Here is a 17,498-nt window from a genome sequence, read left to right on the forward strand (position 1 = left end):
CTTATTCCGGCAGCAGCTTGCTGGTAACTTCGCCATCCAGCTCCATTTTTTGCCACTCCATGCTGTCCTCAGACACCTTCAGTTTTATTTGCAGAATCTTGTCGACATCCTGCTCTTTTAGCAGGTGTGCTTCCGCAATCACATTCATGTCACCAAGACGAGTTTTCCCCAATGCAGCGGTCACTTCCTGATTGGCGAGGTTCGCCAATTCGCTGGCCAAATTAGAATTTGCTGCCTTTTCACGGTTGTATTCCAACTTTGTTTCCTCGAACACGCCCTCTAATTCTTCATTCAGGCTGGCAGCGTACTGCTTAACGGGCTTATTACTGCGCAGCTGATTCACATCGGTTTCCAATTGGCGGTTGTAGCGGGAAATGACCGAACGCACCTTGCTGGATACCTCTCTGGGTAAGCTGTCACGACCCACACTGCGCGTGACCAGAGCATAGGTATCACTATTGAATTGCTTGTTATTGATAATATCGACGGGCTCTTCAAGCACCTGGTCGGCAGACTCAATCGCCACTGGAATGGTTATTTCAACATCGTCGATCTTCATTCTGGGCACCGAAAAATGCTGCAACAGCTCGTGTTTGGCGTAGTCCTGAGCCACTTTCACAGTCTGGATATCTGCCATGACTCTGGCTGTATTCAGGCTGGAGATGATGCTACCGAGATATTCATTTAATGTTGGCATTGCGATTCCCTGTTAAAAACAGCGTCCTTAAATAATTGAACAGAGTCGGCCAGCCCCGCCTTCATTTCACAATCGACACCCTTACAGATTGAAAATAGCGGCAAGGAGAATAAGCAGAGCTGGCCAACGCCTTCCTGAATTACGGCTTAAGCAGTGCGCTTAAACACTGACAATACTGTCTTCCAGCATGGTCAGAATACGGTCAAGCCCAGCCGGGATTTCATCATTTAGCGCCGTCACCTTCACGCCGAGGTTATAGGTTTTTTCGACACTGGTACCGCGGTTGGACGACCGCTTGTAAGACGCCGATGCCTTGAAGTTAACGATCTTGTAATTGATACCCAGCTCGGCGCTGGCCGCAAATTCGCTCGATACATTGGAGGTTTCCGTCGAAGTGAGCTTGGCATTGAAATCGATCACCATCTCCTCAATGCGCAACGATGGAATGGTCAGCATGGTCAAAAACGGCACCTTGATATTGACCTGCTGGTTTTCAAAGCCGCTACCATCGTCTTTGGGAACGGATTTTTCATAGTTGAAATCCACATAGCGTAATTCCTTGCCACCACCGGTGCCGCTGGAATCCTGGAAACCCACTTCCTGAATGAATTTCACCTGCGACATGGAAGCCGCATGCTGGGCCTGAACGGCAGCTTGCATCGGTCCACCGATGTACACGCTGAAATCCAGGCTGTTCAGTTCTTGAACCAGATTCGTCATGGTATCTCTCCTTGAGACTGTCTTCAGTTAGTCCTCGCCGCGTGTCAGCTTTCAACATCCAAGTAGATCAAAAACCGACCAGCAGACGCTAAATGCGGTGAAAGGGAGCGACAAGACAGGAAAGAATCAGAATATGAGTGATTACTCACAAAGGCTGTGACGGACGCCACAACCGTAAAGAAAGGTATATAAACAGCGGCAGATAGCTGCCGCTACAAGAATAAGGTCAGGCTTGCAGTGCCGCAGCCAAATCTTCCATTGACGGAGCAAACCAGTACGAACCCGTCACCGGCGTTGAGAAATCCAGCAGGCGGTCGTATAGACCATCACCGGTCAGACCGTACATCCGCTCCAGCTGAATGCTGTGACGACGCAGTTCACAGGCAAACGACAGAAAATACAAACCGCGCTCTGTCGCGCTGGCATAAGCCCCACTTCGACGCCAAACCTTCTGAGCCACACCCTCCAGTGAAACATCCGTTCGACTGACATGCGAATTGGCTGGCATATCGTCGCCTTCAAGCTCAATGGCATCCAGCTTGGTACGGCCAATCACGCCCTCCTGCTCTTTCACCGGCATTTGGTTAAAGGCCTTGAGATTGTGAACCCATTTCTGGCTCAACACATAAGAACCACCAGCACCAGGTTGGCCTGCCGGGATCAACGCTGCCTGTAGGCGCGCATCATCAGTTTTGGGGTTAGCCGAGCCGTCTTCAAAACCGCTCAAATCACGGGAGTCGTGATAACACAAACCCGGCAGATCCAGCACCAGATTGGCCACCTCTAACATTGCCTCATGCACACCTTGCATACGATCAATGTTGCTGGCGACACTGCCCGAATGAATCCAGAAAAACACATCCGCCTGAGTCGCAGGAGCCACCAAATGCGCAGCCCCGGCTTCTTCTGAGCCTTGAAGCCCTTCGAAAGCAACCAAATCTGCTGGCGAACACCCCGGATTCAAGGCATTCCATGCACGCTTGCCAAACGACACCACCATATTGGTCGGCAGGTTCTGATAAACAGCCGCATGCAGCGCGGCCCGAGTCGTATCCAACGGCAAAGACCAATCCAGATTGTATTCAAGGTAGTAAAACTGCGAGCTGCCCTGGCTGAAAAGGCCTTGTTGGTGGGTGGTCATGATGGTTCCTCGTTCTTGATCACGGTTGCTCTAATTGTAACCGACCCCAAGCTCTCTTGCGGCAGTTTCCGTAAGTCAGCGTACCGTTCCTCCAAAGCACAAGAAATAAAGCTATCTATTCCTGAATCCTGAATGTTCGAAGGCTTCATCAACGGACGCAGCTATCGACAAACCTCCGCCCTCACTCATCAGGCCATGAAGCTGCTGCGTGAAACCCACGGCAACCTGAAAATCAACGACCTGGAAACACACACCGGCTACAGCCGCCGACCCCTGCAACGCCAATTTGAAGAAGACCTTGGACTATCCCCCAAAACCTTCAGCCGCATCGTCCGCTGCCAAAACGCCATCCACGACATCAACCGCCACACCGACGTCGTCCTATCCGACTTGGCCTTCGACCTTGGCTTCAGCGACCAATCCCACTTCCAACGGGAATTCAAAAAGTTTGTGAACGCCACGCCGGTGGAGTACCTGAACAAACTGCAAGGGAATGGGTATCAGGAAAGGATACGAAGGGTGTGACGGATGAGTGAGCTGTAGAAGCTTACGTGCAACCTGTAGCCTTGTCTTAATATCTCAACAAGCGTTTATTTCAACAATTACCGGAAGAAAATTGAGCCGTTGAATTTTCAGCAACGCCCATACGTGTTGTAATCACTGCTCTGTATATCTCCCGATAGACAGCGCCTGTGGTAGTAGAAATGGAGCTTCTGATTCATGGCACCTTCCGGATCTGGTAACAACTTTGGATTTTTGGCCGAACGCGACCTGCTGGCCATGCAAAGAGCATACGCCAAACAATCGGTATACGGATTTGCCCTCGACGACTGCTTTGCAATCCCGCGATTTGGAGACGGAGGCGGCGCCAGACAACGAGACAAGGTTCTTCCAGGACAGCTACCAGAAAACTGCACTGGTGCGTTGTAAGAGGTATCTAAACGTTGGGGCTATGACACCTTTACTAATCAAGTAGCCCGCTTTTCAACCAGATTCAAATCTAGCCAATGTCAGAAAACTTCAATTTTTCCCCAAAATGTCACTACATCACTAGCAATAATTCCAGGATTATGGAGCCATAGAATACAGAGGATAACCAATGGCCATACTTCCATTTGTAACAGACACGGAGCTACAGGCTCAGGCATTTTCAAGAGTGCTTGGGTTTATGTATGAAAATTTCTATGGAGAGAAAGGACTCTATGAAATTTTATCACTGCTCGCGGGAAAAGACCCTAAAACAATAGAAAACTGGAGTAAAACTGAAAAATTCGATGAGAAAATATCTAAATCAGTTTCAGAAAACACAGAGATGCCCGATGAAATAAGGAGCTTCTTTAAAAGTATCATCACTGATGATATCGACTGCAAATCCTTGAAAAAGATAGCTCCACTGCCCCTATTTGAAATAACTCAAATGAGTTCAGATTTCGCACTTCGAAAGAAAAGCACTCTATACCAAGAAATAGCTTCTGATTTTGACAAGGTTTATCCGGCAGGTGAATTATTTAACGAGGATGACAGACGTCTTACCCAAGCGGCCATGGTTGTATTAACCCTACTATGTAGAAATGATGGATACAACCCAGGGGTCATCAATTACATGAAGAAGTCGTGGGATGATTTCTTCCCAGACCAACAGGCGAGCGTCAATAAAAATTCAGCAAGAATTTACATATCATCATGTTTTATAACTCTAATTTCAGATTATATCTGTAATTCATGGAATATCGAGAAAGGAGATTTTTATAAAATATCCACAGGTCTAAATGATAAAGAAAATGCACGTAGAACATGGTTTAGGTGGAAAGAAAAATCACAAAATGGAACATGGAAATATTTCAAAAAAGTTATCAAGAACATGTCCAAAGATGAACGTTTTTCTGAGCAGACAATTGAGAAGCTGTCCATATTGGCATTCAGCATAAATATGACATTCATCCTTCTACTCGAAAAATACATTTCTCCTTCATCACCTCACAACATCGAGGAGGCTATCTTAGAAGTTATTACCCTACATAAAATCAACACTGAGAAAAACAATGAAATACTCTTCCAGTCCCGAAATAAGATCTCTTGTCTCTGAAAAGGTAAAGCTCGGATGGATTTTTATCCATGGAAAGAAGCATGGGAAATTATACCCTCCAGACAAAAATGCATTTGTTACTGTCCCCTGCTCGCCAAGCGACATAAGGGCATCAAAGAACTTCAAACGTAACATCAACAAAATTTCCGGATAAAAGCTGCACTAAAAAAATGAAAAAAGCTATTTTGCTATCCCTTGAAGTGGATCGGCAGGCTGACGGCCGAAAAAGCTTGGGGAATGCTTCCATCTTGGCATCACTGGATTCAAATAACATACCGGTTAAAAATTTCGTAATCGCCGTCAATAGTGAAGACTTCAATGTAAACCGAAAAGCAGAAGAGGTTATCAATTACATTAAAAGACATGAATCATCCGGTGACGACTGTTTTTTATGTTTAGGTTTATATGTCTGGAATGAAGAGTCTAGCCAATCGCTAATCCAGCAAGTGAAACAAAAAACCAATGCCACTATTATTCTCGGCGGTCCACAGGTTTCCTATGCCTCCAAAGGGAAGTTGGAATCAGCATATCCAGGCGTTGATATCTTTATCCGAGGCTATGGTGAGAAAGCACTGGTTGCCGCTATACAAGGCCAGCATGAAAATGTTGCCGGCATCCACCTGGCAGGACTGCCAGATAAGGGGCTTCAGGCAGACCACTCACTTGAAGACCTGCCGTCCCCATACATAACCGGCCTTTTGCCAATAGTTTCCTCGATTCATTGGGAAACCCAACGAGGTTGCCCATACGCTTGCGAATTCTGCCAGCACAAGTCCGCAGACAATCGCCACAAAGTGAAGACTTTCAGCTACAAAAGACTGGCAGAAGAAGCCCGCCTGTTCGCTCAAGCCAATGTAAAACGAATCTCGATCCTCGACCCTATTTTTCACCACTGCGAACAACATGCTCTACGTGTACTCCAGATATTGAAAGATGCCGGAGTAAAAGCCGAGATTTCCCTGCAGTGCCGACTGGAAATGTTAACCAATGATTTTCTGGATGCTTTGAATGGCTTAAAAGTTGACCTTGAATTTGGCCTGCAAACCGCCATCCGATCGGAATCGTTACTGATACGCCGCGGTAACAACATGAAAATCGCTGCCCAGAAACTAAAGCAATTAAAACAGCGACAAATTCCTTTTGAAATATCCCTCATATACGGCTTGCCATCGCAAACCCTAGAAAGTTTCAAACGTTCCGTCGATTGGTGCCACCAGCATGGGGTAACCCGGATCAAAGCCTGGCCGCTGATGTTACTCCGAGGTACAGCGCTGCATGGAAGAAAGGAAGAATTCGGTTTTGTTGAATCGGATGAAGCGATCCCCCTGGTCATCCAAAGCAACACTTGCAGCCTTGAAGACAACAAAAAAATGGCAGAACTGGCCAACCAATTGAACCTTGGCCAACTTGAACCCAACCACCTACTATCCCCGGAATATGGAGTAGAAGAAGATGCCATATTTTATCGTGCTTGAAGCCCTCGACGGCGTTGGCAAAACCACCCTCGCCAAGAACCTGTCCGAACACCACAGCTACAAGTTTCTGACCACGCCCGGCAAAGAACTGCAGCCACTGCGCGCAGACATCATCAAAGGCTTGGGCGAATCGCAAACAGCACGGGCCCTGTTTTACGCCGCTACAGTTCAGACAGAAGGTGAACGTGCCGAAAGCCTCTGCCAGCAAGGACAAAGCGTGGTGATGGACCGCTACAGCGCCTCCACCATTGCCTATGCCAAAGCACGCGGTGTGACCGCCGATCTGGAAGCAGCACTATCACAAGCGGTTAAACCCGACCTCACCATCCTGCTGACACTGGATGAACAGGAACGCCAAAGCCGCTTGGCCCAACGTGGTGCAACGGCTGAAGACCTGGAAACCCTGCAACCGGAATTCCGCCAGCAAGTGATGGCCGGGTTACGCCAGCGCTGCGATATAGAACTGGATGTGTCCGGGCTGGATCAGCAGCAAGCGCTGCAGAAACTGATTGCCATCATCACGTCGCTCTGCCCGGAATAACGGGCAAGGAATTAGCCGGTGACAGAGAGAGGGCTTTGTTACCGGCAGTTTCTGGAGCAGCGCGATTGCTCAATCCCAGTCATTCCAAGGATAAAGTCGCCCCAGGATTGCGGTTTTATGCTGTAGATCACTGGCTTAGATTTATCCGCTTAGCAATATCGCGAATTGCCTCAACCCCTTCTTCCTCAAACAAAATATTCCAGTCTTTAAAGTGCTGCTCGGTCACTGGCTGACCTTCGTATTCCGTCCAGTCTGCCAACAAAGCTGCTTTACGAGTTACCGAAAACAAGAACGCATCCAGTTGCACATTGGCGTAGGCCGGGTACTGACGCAACATATCCGCTTCGATTTCCTTGATGGTTTTGTAAAACTGCACTTTCGGGCTGTGTGGACGCAGGCGTCCCAGGCCCTTGGGGTCAACAAACACCACATGTTGCTTGTCGCCCTTGCGAATCCACAAGATAAAGTCGGGCTGGAAGCCGCCGTCAATAAACACACCCACCGCACCTTGGCCAGTCTGGTTACGCAGTACGTACAGATCACAGCCAGAGAAAATCCCCTGCTCCCATGCTTGCTGAAGGTCTTTTACAAAGTTGGCTTCGCCGGAGTTCAAGGCCACCGGACTGATCTGGAAGTCCAACCCTTGGGTCGCAGCCACCAGCGGGTGATAAAGATGCCGCTCACACCACAGCATCATCAAACGGCTACCCGGTTCTTTGTCACGCCATGCTTTTTCATCGCCGTCGAGAATGCTCTGACGAATCAGATCCAATTCCTTGATCAAGTCATCATGACGGAAACTATCGAGCGTTAGCGTGTAGCTGCCACACTGCCCCGGTTCCTGCTTGCCAAACAGGTACTGATTGTTTTCCGTGATCGGGCGATATTCCAGTTTGTTGGCTTCCCACTTTTTGCGGCTATAGGTGTAAAACATCTGGCAGTATTTACGCAGCAGCGAACCCGCCATCTCTTGCCACAGGGCAATTTTACTTAAATCACCTACGTCCATCGACAAATCGGGCGCTTCCAATTCGTACCAGCCGGAGTCTTCCAGCAGTTTCTCTACGACCTCACGGGTAATGGTCAGGTTCGACCAACGTTTCTCACGCTTGAAAGCCAGCAAATCAAAGTACAGGGCTTCGGTATTGATCAATGCGCGGTGAATCGCACCCAGTGTTTGGGTTTTACGAGCAACATCACGCTCACCCTGCTTGTCCGTAGAGAAGGCTCCTACCCGAGGGTAATAATCCAGCTGCACCCTTGGCGGATGACAGAAATACTCGAATGCGCCTTGCGCACCACGGTTACGCAACTGCATCGGTGATTCCAGTACCACCTGCTCGGCCAGTTCCAGAAAAGCCGTGCCGCTACCACCAATGGCTTTGCCAGAAATACTGGACTGCAAGCGAATGATCGGCAGGTCTTGCGGCAAATTGTCCATCGGTAAAATGGGCAGTTCGTACTCAATCAAGCCTTCGTTAATGGGGATTTCTTCGTCTTCCAGCTCTTTACGGAACTGGGCAATATAGTCAGCTTTTAAGCCGAAGATATTCAGGGTTTCGAGAATGCCAATGTACTCTGGCCGTTCAACACCCGCCGCACGAAGCAGTTCTGGCAGTTCGGCAGAACGCTTCAGCGTGGTGGCAAAACCTTTCAGGCGCACACCGCGACCAAACAGCTGAATAATCTGGGCACCTTCGTTTTTGCCCACGTTCATCAGCGTCATATTCGACACCCGCCAGCTGCTCCAGCCTTCGGTGAATTTCTTCGAGCCAATCAGTACGTTGATGTCGGAGTCATTGTTGTTGATGGTGTTAAAGCGCGACTCGGCAAAACGGGCATCGCGCACCATCAAGTCGTTTTGCTCGCACAGTTTCAGCAGCTTGGTATCGTCACCCACGTTGATCACACCAAACGGCTTGTCTGAGGTGCCACCAAACAACGCGATTTCGCCTTTTACACCGGCAATATTCTCGATGTGCAAATGACCGCCGTTGCAATGGAAAATCCGCTCCAGCAAATCGGCATGAATATCTGCCGCTTCAAAACCACTGCCCTTGAGGAAATTGAAACGGCCATCCAGCAAATTACGACCACCCGAGGTTTCCATACCGCGCTTTAACAACTGGTCTATCACCGCAATGGTGTCTTGCGGCTTGGTCAGCACCTGTTCGACAAACTGCAGCACCTTCACCATGTCCGATGCTTCACCGGCTGGCAGACTGGCCGTCACTTTGGAACTGACGAAAATCCATAACGGACGCGCCAGATTAAAACGCCTGAACTGTTCCGGATGGGCATCAAACAAGCGCAGCTGCTGGTAATAGCTCAATAGCGACGCTACCAGATACCGGAACTCGTCGTCTTTGTCTTTGCTGCCTTCCAGATTCAGAATCTGCGACTGCTTGCCGTAGCCGTCACTATAGAAATGGCGATAGGAGTAATCGAACAGAATGGATTTGGTATACACCTGACGCAGACTGTCGTGTTGCATCGCCGCCTGGGCAAAGGTAGCGGAGTATTCGATGGAAAAGCCGGTTTCACATAACTTTTGACGATATTCCAGCCAGGTACCGCCACCACTGGCGGTACCCCTGTGGCCCTCGTCCACCAGCAACAAGTTGTTGGTTCCAAAGCTGCCCACCGCCACGGTTTTCTTGTTCTCGCTCTCGCGCAGCTTGTTAATGTCGATTACCAACACCGGATTCTGGGCGTAATACATATCGCCCTGCTGGCTGACAGCACGGCTGGTAAATTCTGCCGCCGCAATACTCGAAGTTTGCAGTTCTTGCAGATGCTGGCGCGTCAAGGCTTCGTTAGGCGTTAACAGAACAATATGATTGATTAGATTTTTCTTTTGCGACTTTTCCAGGTAATCCCGGAACTGATGAATATTGGCATGCATCAGCAGCGTCTTGCCGGAGCCGGTGGCATTCCAGAAGGCAATACGGCTGAGCTGAGGCCAGTAGTCATCATCAGGGTTCAGGGGGTGCAGTCGGTCGTGTTTAAAGCCCTGCTCATTAATCCAGTAGCTGTTCCAACGGGTGATCTGTTCGTTCAATTCGGTCAGTAGCTGCTCACGACGATTGAACAAATAATCCAGATAGACCTCGGTAAACAGCAATGCCAGATACTGGAAGTACTTCCACTCCAGTTCGGTTTCACCGGCGTTCTGACGGCCTTCGTTGATCTTGTCGGTGAGCTTTTTGATATTGCGGTCGTAGTCCAGCAGCTGCTCTTCGGTCAGTTTGACCTTATGCACTGCTTCGGCTCCAGTACCCGACATACCCGGACTGGTTTCGTAGTTTTGCAGAATGTTCTTGAGCACATAATGCACGCCTTCGTCATCGCGGCCCGTCACGTCGCCTTTCAGCTGAAAGCGATCCCGAAAGGCTTCCAGTGTTGCGGCTTCGTGGGGCTTGTTGCTACCGAACTGTTTGCCCACCGGATAACGGCCAGAGACCGCATCAAATCCGAACAGTGAGAACAGCCACTGGTTCAGCACCAGATGATGGCGAAACTCCAGAGTTTGCGCGGCTTTCTTTTTCCTGCGCACACCGCTGCTGGTGTTTTTAGTGCCACTGGTTGAAGAGGTATTAGCCATAACCATGTCCTCACTGCAAACCAGTAATGGAAGTATCGGTATTAGCAAACATCAGGCGGTGGAACGCCTCTTCAATCAGCTGAATACGGGCTTCTACCATGGGTTCGCCAGTGCGGCTTTTCGGAATGGCAATGTTGTGGTCGCCGTTAACGTAGAGGATGTCAATTTCATCGTCCTGACTGGCGGTTAAACGCACATCCAGCTTTTCAATCAGCACCGCATCCAGTACCGCGTTATCCAGAATCTGCCCTTTCTCGATTCGGCCAGCCTGTTGCTCTTCCAGCAGAGTCGGCATATTGCGCCATACCACCAGCACCGACTGGCCATTGCGATTGGTGCCATACACGGTGCGGAACCACCATTTACCCGACTCCGAGCGCTTGACCTTGGCTTCCCAACGGCCTTTTTCGGTATCGCTGACGTCTTTCTGCACAAACTCAGCGTCGTAATAAATCGGCGCGGCGATATGCGATACGGTCAGGCCCAACAGGTAGTTAAAGGTTTCCAGCAGGTCGATATTTACGGGTTTGGTTTCGTCGCCACTGGCCGAGCGCACGTTCAGCTGATATTGGGTTGGATCGAGGAAGCGTTGAGTATTGAGCAAAGACGCCGAACCACGGGTTTCGACCTCCAGCATATAGTTCATGATGTAGCTCTGGCGGGCAGCATTAGTCTCTGCCTCGTCCGGGCTATCCAGCAGGCTTTGCTGGCCAGACGACAACTGACGCTCACCCAGATTGCCCAAAGCGTCTTCGTAGCTTTCCAGGCGGATGGTTTTAATGCAGTGGGATACACCGTTAAATGAACCTTCGGAATCCGCGACCGGGGCACCGGCTTTCCAATTATCGGCGTACACCACTTTTTGAATACGGGGCTTAAGGACGGTGTCGAAATAATCGCCCATCTCCACCAGCAGGTATTTGCGTTGGCCACTATCTTCACGATTCAGATTGATAACCGCATGGCCAGTGGTGCCGGAGCCAGCGAAGTAGTCCAGAGTCACTGACGACTGGGCAACCTTCTGAACACGTTCAACGAGGCCGACTGTTTTAGGACTGGTAAAGGAGGTATCTGGCAACACATCCCGAAGCTGGCGAATGCCATCCTGAGTATGACCAACATCCTCATACTTCCAGATGGTTCTTGGCACCATTCCACCAACATCACTCAGGAAACGCTTGTAGGCTGGAGTCTCATTTGTGCCATCCAAGCCCCACCAAACTTTATTTTCCTTTTCGTTTTTTAAATGGCCTTCTTGGCTGTATGCCCAAACTCGATTCCGGTTAGGCCAAATTTCTTTACCTGTAGTTGGGTTGGTAATCGGGTAATACAAGTTAGGGCGTTCATCCGCGGTCTTGTTGCATTTGTAGTTGTCTGCTTTCCAGCGACCACGCGGGTCTTTGTCCGGGTTTTTATAAGACTTATTTTGCTCGTCACTTCGCTCCAATCGTCCCGGACGCCAAAAACTTTTGTCCTTTGCATAAGTCAACAGAAAGTCGTGGTCATCACTCAGCCAGGTGGCATCATTGGCAGGTGCGTATTTCTTTTGCCAAATCACGTTAGAGACAAAGTTATCGTCACCAAACACTTGAGCCAGAACCTGACGCAGCAAGGCCTGTTCACCGTCATCAATGCTCACGAAACAACTACCATCGGCACTCGACAGCAGTTCTCGTCCCAGTATTAACCTGTCCTGAAGAGCGGAACCCCAGCTTGAGTGCTGGTACTGATCCTTGTAGACAAAGCCATCCCCACCCGTGTTATACGGCGGGTCGATATAGATGCATTTCACCTGCTCTTTATAGCGTTCTTGCAGCAGATTCAGGGCTTGAAAGTTTTCGGAGTGCACCAGCAGGCCATCGCATTGGTCGTCGAGGTCTTCAATGGTGGCCAGCAACTGGGCTTTGAAGTGGTTGTCGAAATGGCGGGTATCCAACATCAGGTAGCGGTATTTGGGAATGGCAAGAAAATCTGGCCATTTGGCATGGGCTGTACGGTCGGTATCCAACTGCTCCAAATCAAGACCGTACAGCTTTTCCCAATCCGCCAGTTGGGCTTCGTTTTCAAATACCTGAGCCAGCAGTTCGGTGTGTTGTTCGAGCCGATCGACCGTGATGCAGTATTGGGTATCGGTCACGAATTTTTTCTTCAGCCAGAGCTTTTTCTGGAAGTTTTCCAACTGCGCCAGAAAGGCAATGATTTTTTCACCCAAGGTACGAATCACGTCCATCTTGCTGAGCATTGGGGCCAGCCGTGCGGTGTTGTGCTTCAACGCCGCCAGGTCGTCCCAGTCGAGCAATTCGTTTTTGATGTAGTAATCCAGCTCGCGGGTCAGGAAGCCACCGAGGTCTTTATGGATAAAGTAATCGAAGCTGTTCTTCTTGGTGTAGTTGTTGAGCTGGCCTTGCAGCATGCTGTAGTCGGCGCGGTTACCGTCGGCTTTGATATAGGGCTGTGCCAGCAGAGTTTTCCATTCATTGGGCAAACCGCTTTCACTCTCCCCCTCGCTACCAAGCAGCCAATTAACAGCAGCGGTTAGCAGACTGCCTTGAACGGGTGGCTTCTTCTTGGCGGCGGCAGTGGCGTTTTTCAGTTCGGCCAGGGTGGCGCTATTGGCTTGCCAGTCGTCCATGGTGGCCGGGCGAAACACAAAGCGTAGTTGCAGCTCGTTAAACTGTTTGCCCTGGGCGTTGGGTTCCCCCTGAATAATTTCGAACGGCTGTTCGGCATCGAGGATAAACACCCGCTTGCTGCTGTCGGCTTCCTTATTGTTGTTCTGGGCACCGGCGCTGGCGTCCACCAGCTTGAAATGCACTCGCTTCGGATTCGGTTCCTGATCGTCACGATTGAGGCGGAAGCTGTAGTCACGCAGGGTTTCACTGCTTTTGATGTAGTACTGGTCTTTGTTGGCCCAGTGCAACACCACTTCTTCACCCTGATACGGAATAGCGTAGGTGCCGTTTTTGTAGACCCGGCGCGACAGGAAGTCGCCTTCGTCGTAGTAGCGGTTAAAGAAGGTCACCAGCGCGTCATAGACTTCGCCCTCTTCACGAGCCAGATCAAAGCCGTCGGCCATTTGAGCTTTCAGTTGCTGCACCTTGGGTAAACTATCCGGATCAACTTCCAGCGCCTGAGCACCAGCAATGGCTTTATCCAGCTCTTTTTGCAGTTCGGCCTTGTCACTGCTGGCAAAACCCGCAAAGGCCTGACGGGTAATATTCGGCAAATCCTGTTCGATAAAGCGGTCTATATCGCGCTTGCGGGCGTGCATGATGCGGTACAGGCCAAAGTCGAGTTCCGGCTGATTAAGTTGGAACATTTCACGCAACAAGGCCGAGAATTTCTGGCGGCGTTCGTGGGCTTTTTGAACCTGGGTGCTGTCGGAGCTGAGCGCTTGGTTATCAGACATACGAGATCCCTTTAAATACTGCAATTGCCGCCAACAGGCATTCCATGGCATGGGCGCTAGGGCCGTACAACGATGAATCCACCTGTGCCTGCATTAAGCGGCAGAACTTGAAAATGGGCGGTATTTTGCGGGAGGGGTAACGGGATTGCCAGCAGAGTTGCAAGGCTGGGGAGGTTTAGTGAGATGAGGCTGGTGAAGTGGTCGTTGACTGTACAACCAGGCTACAAACGACACTTTAAATTCGCCGCCAATCAGGGCTTCAAAATTTCTTGAGAAAAGGGATTGGATTGTGTTTAGGGTAAGAGGCCTCCGTGAATTTTGAGACCCAAGGAGGTTTCTATGAAAACTTTATTCAATTCAAATCATCAAGTTGTCGGCTACCTGAACACTGTAAAGGGCCTGGCCAGAACATTCGATGGTGCCCCACTTTTTCTGGTCTGGCCTGACAATGAAGTACAGCTGATGAATTTTGAAATCGCCCGTGAAGGGTATGGCTCTATTGGTTTTTGCCACTGGAATGGAAACGCTGTCTTTCGCGAAGGAGACGATGAACCAATGTATTACATTCAGTAAAAAAACAAAGCCCCGGAGCTGCCGCCCGGGCTTTGTATCTGTTCGCGTTAATCGATCGACCAACGAATGGTAAACAGCTTTTGGCTGCTGCTTTTCTTATGCAGCATGGCTTCCAGCGCGTCGATCAGTTCGTCGCGCTTTTCTTCGATGGCGTCTTCAATATCGTCACGTTCGCGGCGCTGCTTGCGGCGTAGTTGCTCCAGTTTTTTAATGTCCAGCTGGGCCTGTTTCTGCTCCTCCAGCGTATCGGCCTGCCGGGAAAGCTTCTTGGCCTGCTTGAGATCTGCGCCGGTCTTTTCCAGCTGCGCGAGAGCGGATTTGCTTTGGTCTTCCGCCCACTCTTCCAGTTTGTCCCGTTCGCGTTTGAAGTATTCGTTGTTCTCGTCCAGCAGCTTGCTGAGCTTGGCGTCGATTTGACGCTTGGCGGTTTCTGTCAGTTTGTCCGGGGCTTGATCGTCCGCACCGGACACGGAAGCCGCCAGCAGGAACAGATCCTTGCATTGTTCGCTGTCCAACAGTTCACCGTCGTCGGTCATGGCGGTGAATACCAGATGTTCTTCGTCCTGAAAGCTGGAAAGGTGCAGCTGGTTCAGTTCCAACCAACCGGACTTACTGCTAAACGGTTGCAACGAAGACAGCTTTTTATCGAAGCCTGTCAGGTCGAAGTGAATATGCTGTGCTGGTGTTTCAAGGCGACGGGCAGAGTCCAGCACCCATTCCCCCAACGGATGACCAAGGCGGTATCGGTGTGCGGTCTCTTTGATGATTTGTTGCTTGTCTTTACCCACCAGCTGATAAAGCCCAGTGGGAACCTGCGCAGAAGCTGGTGCTTGCTCCAACGTGAAGGTGAGGTCGGAGTCCTTGAACGTTGCCTGCGCCGCCAGCTGGTGACGGGTAAGTTGCCAGAACCGCTTGCTCATCTGATCAAGCTGCTGCATGGCTTCTTGCTGACGGATTTTCAGCTTGTCGTGAATGTTGGCATCGAAATGCTCGAACAGCTTGTCGCGTGTCTCGCTCATCTTGCGGGTGATGCTTTCTTCCAATTGCTGACGCAGCTTGGCAAACCCGGCCTCGATTTCTGCCGGTTCGCGGCATTCGTTCAGTATGCTGGCAATCTGCTTTTCGATATCCAGGCCGGATTCAATTTGCCCAAGGATGTCGTCAGAGGCTCCGAACAAACCATCGAACAGCTGGAATTTTTCGGTCAGCAGCTCCAGTACACGTCGATCGGCTTCGTTCTTTTTGTTGAGGAAGTTGATTACAACCACATCGTGCTTTTGGCCATAACGATGACAACGACCAATTCGCTGCTCAACTCGTTGTGGGTTCCAGGGCATGTCGTAGTTCACCACCAGGCTGCAAAACTGCAAGTTCACACCTTCGGCAGCGGCTTCGGTGGCAATCAGGATTTCGGCATCGGATCGGAAGTGATCAATGATGGCGGTACGAGCATCCACTGCCCGGCTTCCGGTCACCCGGTCTGTGCCTGAGTATTTATCAAGCCAGTTCTGGTAGATGGTGTTGGCATTAGGGGTCTTGTTGGTACCGCTGAACAAGGCCAATTTGCCGTTGTAGCCATGACGTTCAAGGTAGGAAGCCAGGTACTCTTGCGTTCGCACGGACTCGGTGAAAATCACCGCCTTACGAGCCGCACCAAGTTTTGACATCTCTTCAAAACCCGCTTCGAGCGCTTTTAACAGAGCGTCTGACTTGCCGTCTTCGTGGATACGGCCTGCCAGCTCCCGGTACTGCTCAAGTTCCGCTATTTCGCCACGAAGCTGATCCTTGTCGATATCAAGGTTCAGATTGGCTGCATCGTAGGTTTCCGGCTCTTCTGCCGCTTCCAGCCATTCACCGTCGAAGTCGTCGTCGAACAGCTCGGCTGGCCATTCATCAGGGGTTCTGCTGTTGGTTTCGTCCAGCTTTTTCAAGCGTTTGAGCAGACTATCCAGTGTTTTACGGACGGCTGCCGTAGAAGATGCCAGCAGCTTACGAACCACCAGTGTGACCAAATGGCGCTGCTGATGAGGCACACCGTAGCTTTCCTGACGCTGCAGGTAGGCAGATACCAGATAGTACAGCCGCATTTCGTCGTCACTCGGCTCAAACTCATAGGTTTGGGCTTTTCGCTCGGTGTAAGGCACGTATTCGAGAACGTCCTTGCGAAGGGTTCGGTGTACAAACTCGTCAAGACGACGTTTCAAACCCGGTAGGTCGACGTCTCTTACGTATTGCTGGCGGAAGCTGGCTTTATCACCGAACAGGTTTTCGTCAATGATGGTCGACAGGCCGTAAAGCTCAATCAGTGAGTTCTGCAGTGGTGTTGCAGTGAGCAGCAGTTTTTTACAGCCAGCAAATGTCTCACGAATACAATTACCAATCACATTACTTTCGTTGTGGGCGTTGCGAAGCTTGTGCGCTTCATCGATCACCACCAGATCCCAGGGAATGGCCCGCAGATCCTTCTCCATTTTTTTGGCGAATTGGTAGGAAAAGATGGATATGACGTCTCGGTTAAATGGATTGGCGACGCCGTCTTTCCTCAGATCTTTCCATGTCTTATTGTCCAGAACACAGGTTGGTAAATGAAACTTCTCATACAGTTCAGTCGCCCACTGCTTTCTCAGTGCTGCAGGGCAAATCACCAGGATTCGCCGCCGCCTTTCCGCCCAAAGCTGTGCCATCACCAACGAGGCTTCGATGGTTTTCCCAAGCCCAACCTCGTCGGCAAGCACCACTCCTTTAACCAAAGGGTTTTGCAAGGCGAACAAGGCCGCATCAATCTGGTGAGGGTTGAGATCGACAGACGCATCGAACAGAGAACTACCAAGACGATCAACCTCACCTCCCCGACGCTGACGCGTGAGTTCATAGGCAAAGTACTTGGCGTGATAATCAGTGATAGAAGAAGACGGCATGACGAATCCTTGTTGTGCTATTGGCCTGATTTTGAGACCTAACGCACACGTCATGCAAGCGGACGTTGATGAGAATAAAACCGGAAAACTTATATGGCCTTATGCTAACTCACGATCAAAACACAGAGTCCGAGGCTATTGGCCAAAGAGCGATTCAATAAACCGTTTGCACACCCTGTTTTGTAAAGAGCAGGCACAATTAAGGCACCATCTACAAAACCAGGGGTTTTCAGGCGGGAGAAACAAAAAAGCCGACGGTTAAGCCGGCTTCTAAGTTGCTGATTTAAAAGCATAAATTCGTGGTAGGGCTACCAAGATTCGAACTGGGGACCTC

At 50.2% G+C, this 17,498-nt stretch carries 11 protein-coding genes; 5 read left to right on the forward strand and 6 right to left on the reverse strand.

What is annotated here, in order from left to right; all coding sequences use genetic code 11:
• Position 1: 1 nt before the first annotated feature.
• The 3 genes from ACXADJ_RS08730 to ACXADJ_RS08740 form a co-directional block, all read right to left on the reverse strand.
• Complete coding sequence (locus tag ACXADJ_RS08730; RefSeq protein WP_475064859.1) at positions 2-697, reverse strand: hypothetical protein; 696 nt, start codon at positions 695-697, stop codon at positions 2-4.
• Between the two features lie 159 nt (positions 698-856).
• Positions 857-1,417, reverse strand: a complete 561-nt coding sequence (locus ACXADJ_RS08735) for a DUF2589 domain-containing protein (RefSeq protein WP_028292652.1) — start codon at positions 1,415-1,417, stop codon at positions 857-859.
• A 226-nt stretch (positions 1,418-1,643) separates the two neighbouring features.
• Entirely contained in the window at positions 1,644-2,558 is a 915-nt protein-coding gene (locus ACXADJ_RS08740; protein WP_475064860.1) for a Dyp-type peroxidase, read from the reverse strand.
• 132 nt (positions 2,559-2,690) lie between these two features.
• Between ACXADJ_RS08740 and ACXADJ_RS08745 the strand changes: the two genes are divergently transcribed.
• From ACXADJ_RS08745 to ACXADJ_RS08760, 4 genes are all read left to right on the forward strand, one after another.
• Positions 2,691-3,083: a helix-turn-helix domain-containing protein gene (locus ACXADJ_RS08745; protein WP_475064861.1), complete on the forward strand. Its 393-nt coding sequence runs from the start codon at positions 2,691-2,693 to the stop codon at positions 3,081-3,083.
• Between the two features lie 574 nt (positions 3,084-3,657).
• On the forward strand, positions 3,658-4,644 hold the full coding sequence (locus ACXADJ_RS08750; RefSeq protein ID WP_475064863.1) for a hypothetical protein: 987 nt from the start codon (positions 3,658-3,660) through the stop codon (positions 4,642-4,644).
• Between the two features lie 170 nt (positions 4,645-4,814).
• A complete protein-coding gene (locus tag ACXADJ_RS08755) occupies positions 4,815-6,119 on the forward strand; it encodes a B12-binding domain-containing radical SAM protein (RefSeq protein WP_475064865.1) in 1,305 nt (434 codons plus the stop codon).
• Entirely contained in the window at positions 6,097-6,660 is a 564-nt protein-coding gene (locus tag ACXADJ_RS08760; RefSeq protein ID WP_475064867.1) for a dTMP kinase, read from the forward strand. The genes ACXADJ_RS08755 and ACXADJ_RS08760 overlap by 23 nt, the downstream gene beginning before the upstream one ends.
• A gap of 127 nt (positions 6,661-6,787) precedes the next feature.
• On the opposite strand, the gene ACXADJ_RS08765 is transcribed toward ACXADJ_RS08760, so the two are convergent.
• Together ACXADJ_RS08765 and ACXADJ_RS08770 are read right to left on the reverse strand one after the other, a co-directional pair.
• Positions 6,788-10,264 (reverse strand): DEAD/DEAH box helicase family protein, encoded by a 3,477-nt coding sequence (locus ACXADJ_RS08765; RefSeq protein WP_475064869.1) that lies wholly within the window; start codon positions 10,262-10,264, stop codon positions 6,788-6,790.
• A 10-nt stretch (positions 10,265-10,274) separates the two neighbouring features.
• On the reverse strand, positions 10,275-13,673 hold the full coding sequence (locus ACXADJ_RS08770; RefSeq protein ID WP_475064870.1) for a site-specific DNA-methyltransferase: 3,399 nt from the start codon (positions 13,671-13,673) through the stop codon (positions 10,275-10,277).
• A gap of 339 nt (positions 13,674-14,012) precedes the next feature.
• Between ACXADJ_RS08770 and ACXADJ_RS08775 the strand changes: the two genes are divergently transcribed.
• Positions 14,013-14,246: a hypothetical protein gene (locus ACXADJ_RS08775; protein WP_475064872.1), complete on the forward strand. Its 234-nt coding sequence runs from the start codon at positions 14,013-14,015 to the stop codon at positions 14,244-14,246.
• 47 nt (positions 14,247-14,293) lie between these two features.
• On the opposite strand, the gene ACXADJ_RS08780 is transcribed toward ACXADJ_RS08775, so the two are convergent.
• Positions 14,294-17,164, reverse strand: coding sequence for an SNF2-related protein (locus ACXADJ_RS08780; protein WP_475064874.1), 2,871 nt, complete (start codon positions 17,162-17,164; stop codon positions 14,294-14,296).
• Positions 17,165-17,498 lie beyond the last annotated feature (334 nt).

The organism is Oceanobacter sp. ABM4_470 (assembly GCF_056158645.1).

What these genes read in the sequence shown, in the direction of transcription:
- ACXADJ_RS08730 (WP_475064859.1), bottom strand. Translation starts at nt 697, where the DNA reads ATGCCAACATTAAATGAATATCTCGGTAGCATCATCTCCAGCCTGAAT.
- ACXADJ_RS08735 (WP_028292652.1), bottom strand. Translation starts at nt 1,417, where the DNA reads ATGACGAATCTGGTTCAAGAACTGAACAGCCTGGATTTCAGCGTGTAC.
- ACXADJ_RS08740 (WP_475064860.1), bottom strand. Translation starts at nt 2,558, where the DNA reads ATGACCACCCACCAACAAGGCCTTTTCAGCCAGGGCAGCTCGCAGTTT.
- ACXADJ_RS08745 (WP_475064861.1), top strand. Translation starts at nt 2,691, where the DNA reads ATGTTCGAAGGCTTCATCAACGGACGCAGCTATCGACAAACCTCCGCC.
- ACXADJ_RS08750 (WP_475064863.1), top strand. Translation starts at nt 3,658, where the DNA reads ATGGCCATACTTCCATTTGTAACAGACACGGAGCTACAGGCTCAGGCA.
- ACXADJ_RS08755 (WP_475064865.1), top strand. Translation starts at nt 4,815, where the DNA reads ATGAAAAAAGCTATTTTGCTATCCCTTGAAGTGGATCGGCAGGCTGAC.
- ACXADJ_RS08760 (WP_475064867.1), top strand. Translation starts at nt 6,097, where the DNA reads ATGCCATATTTTATCGTGCTTGAAGCCCTCGACGGCGTTGGCAAAACC.
- ACXADJ_RS08765 (WP_475064869.1), bottom strand. Translation starts at nt 10,264, where the DNA reads ATGGCTAATACCTCTTCAACCAGTGGCACTAAAAACACCAGCAGCGGT.
- ACXADJ_RS08770 (WP_475064870.1), bottom strand. Translation starts at nt 13,673, where the DNA reads ATGTCTGATAACCAAGCGCTCAGCTCCGACAGCACCCAGGTTCAAAAA.
- ACXADJ_RS08775 (WP_475064872.1), top strand. Translation starts at nt 14,013, where the DNA reads ATGAAAACTTTATTCAATTCAAATCATCAAGTTGTCGGCTACCTGAAC.
- ACXADJ_RS08780 (WP_475064874.1), bottom strand. Translation starts at nt 17,164, where the DNA reads ATGCCGTCTTCTTCTATCACTGATTATCACGCCAAGTACTTTGCCTAT.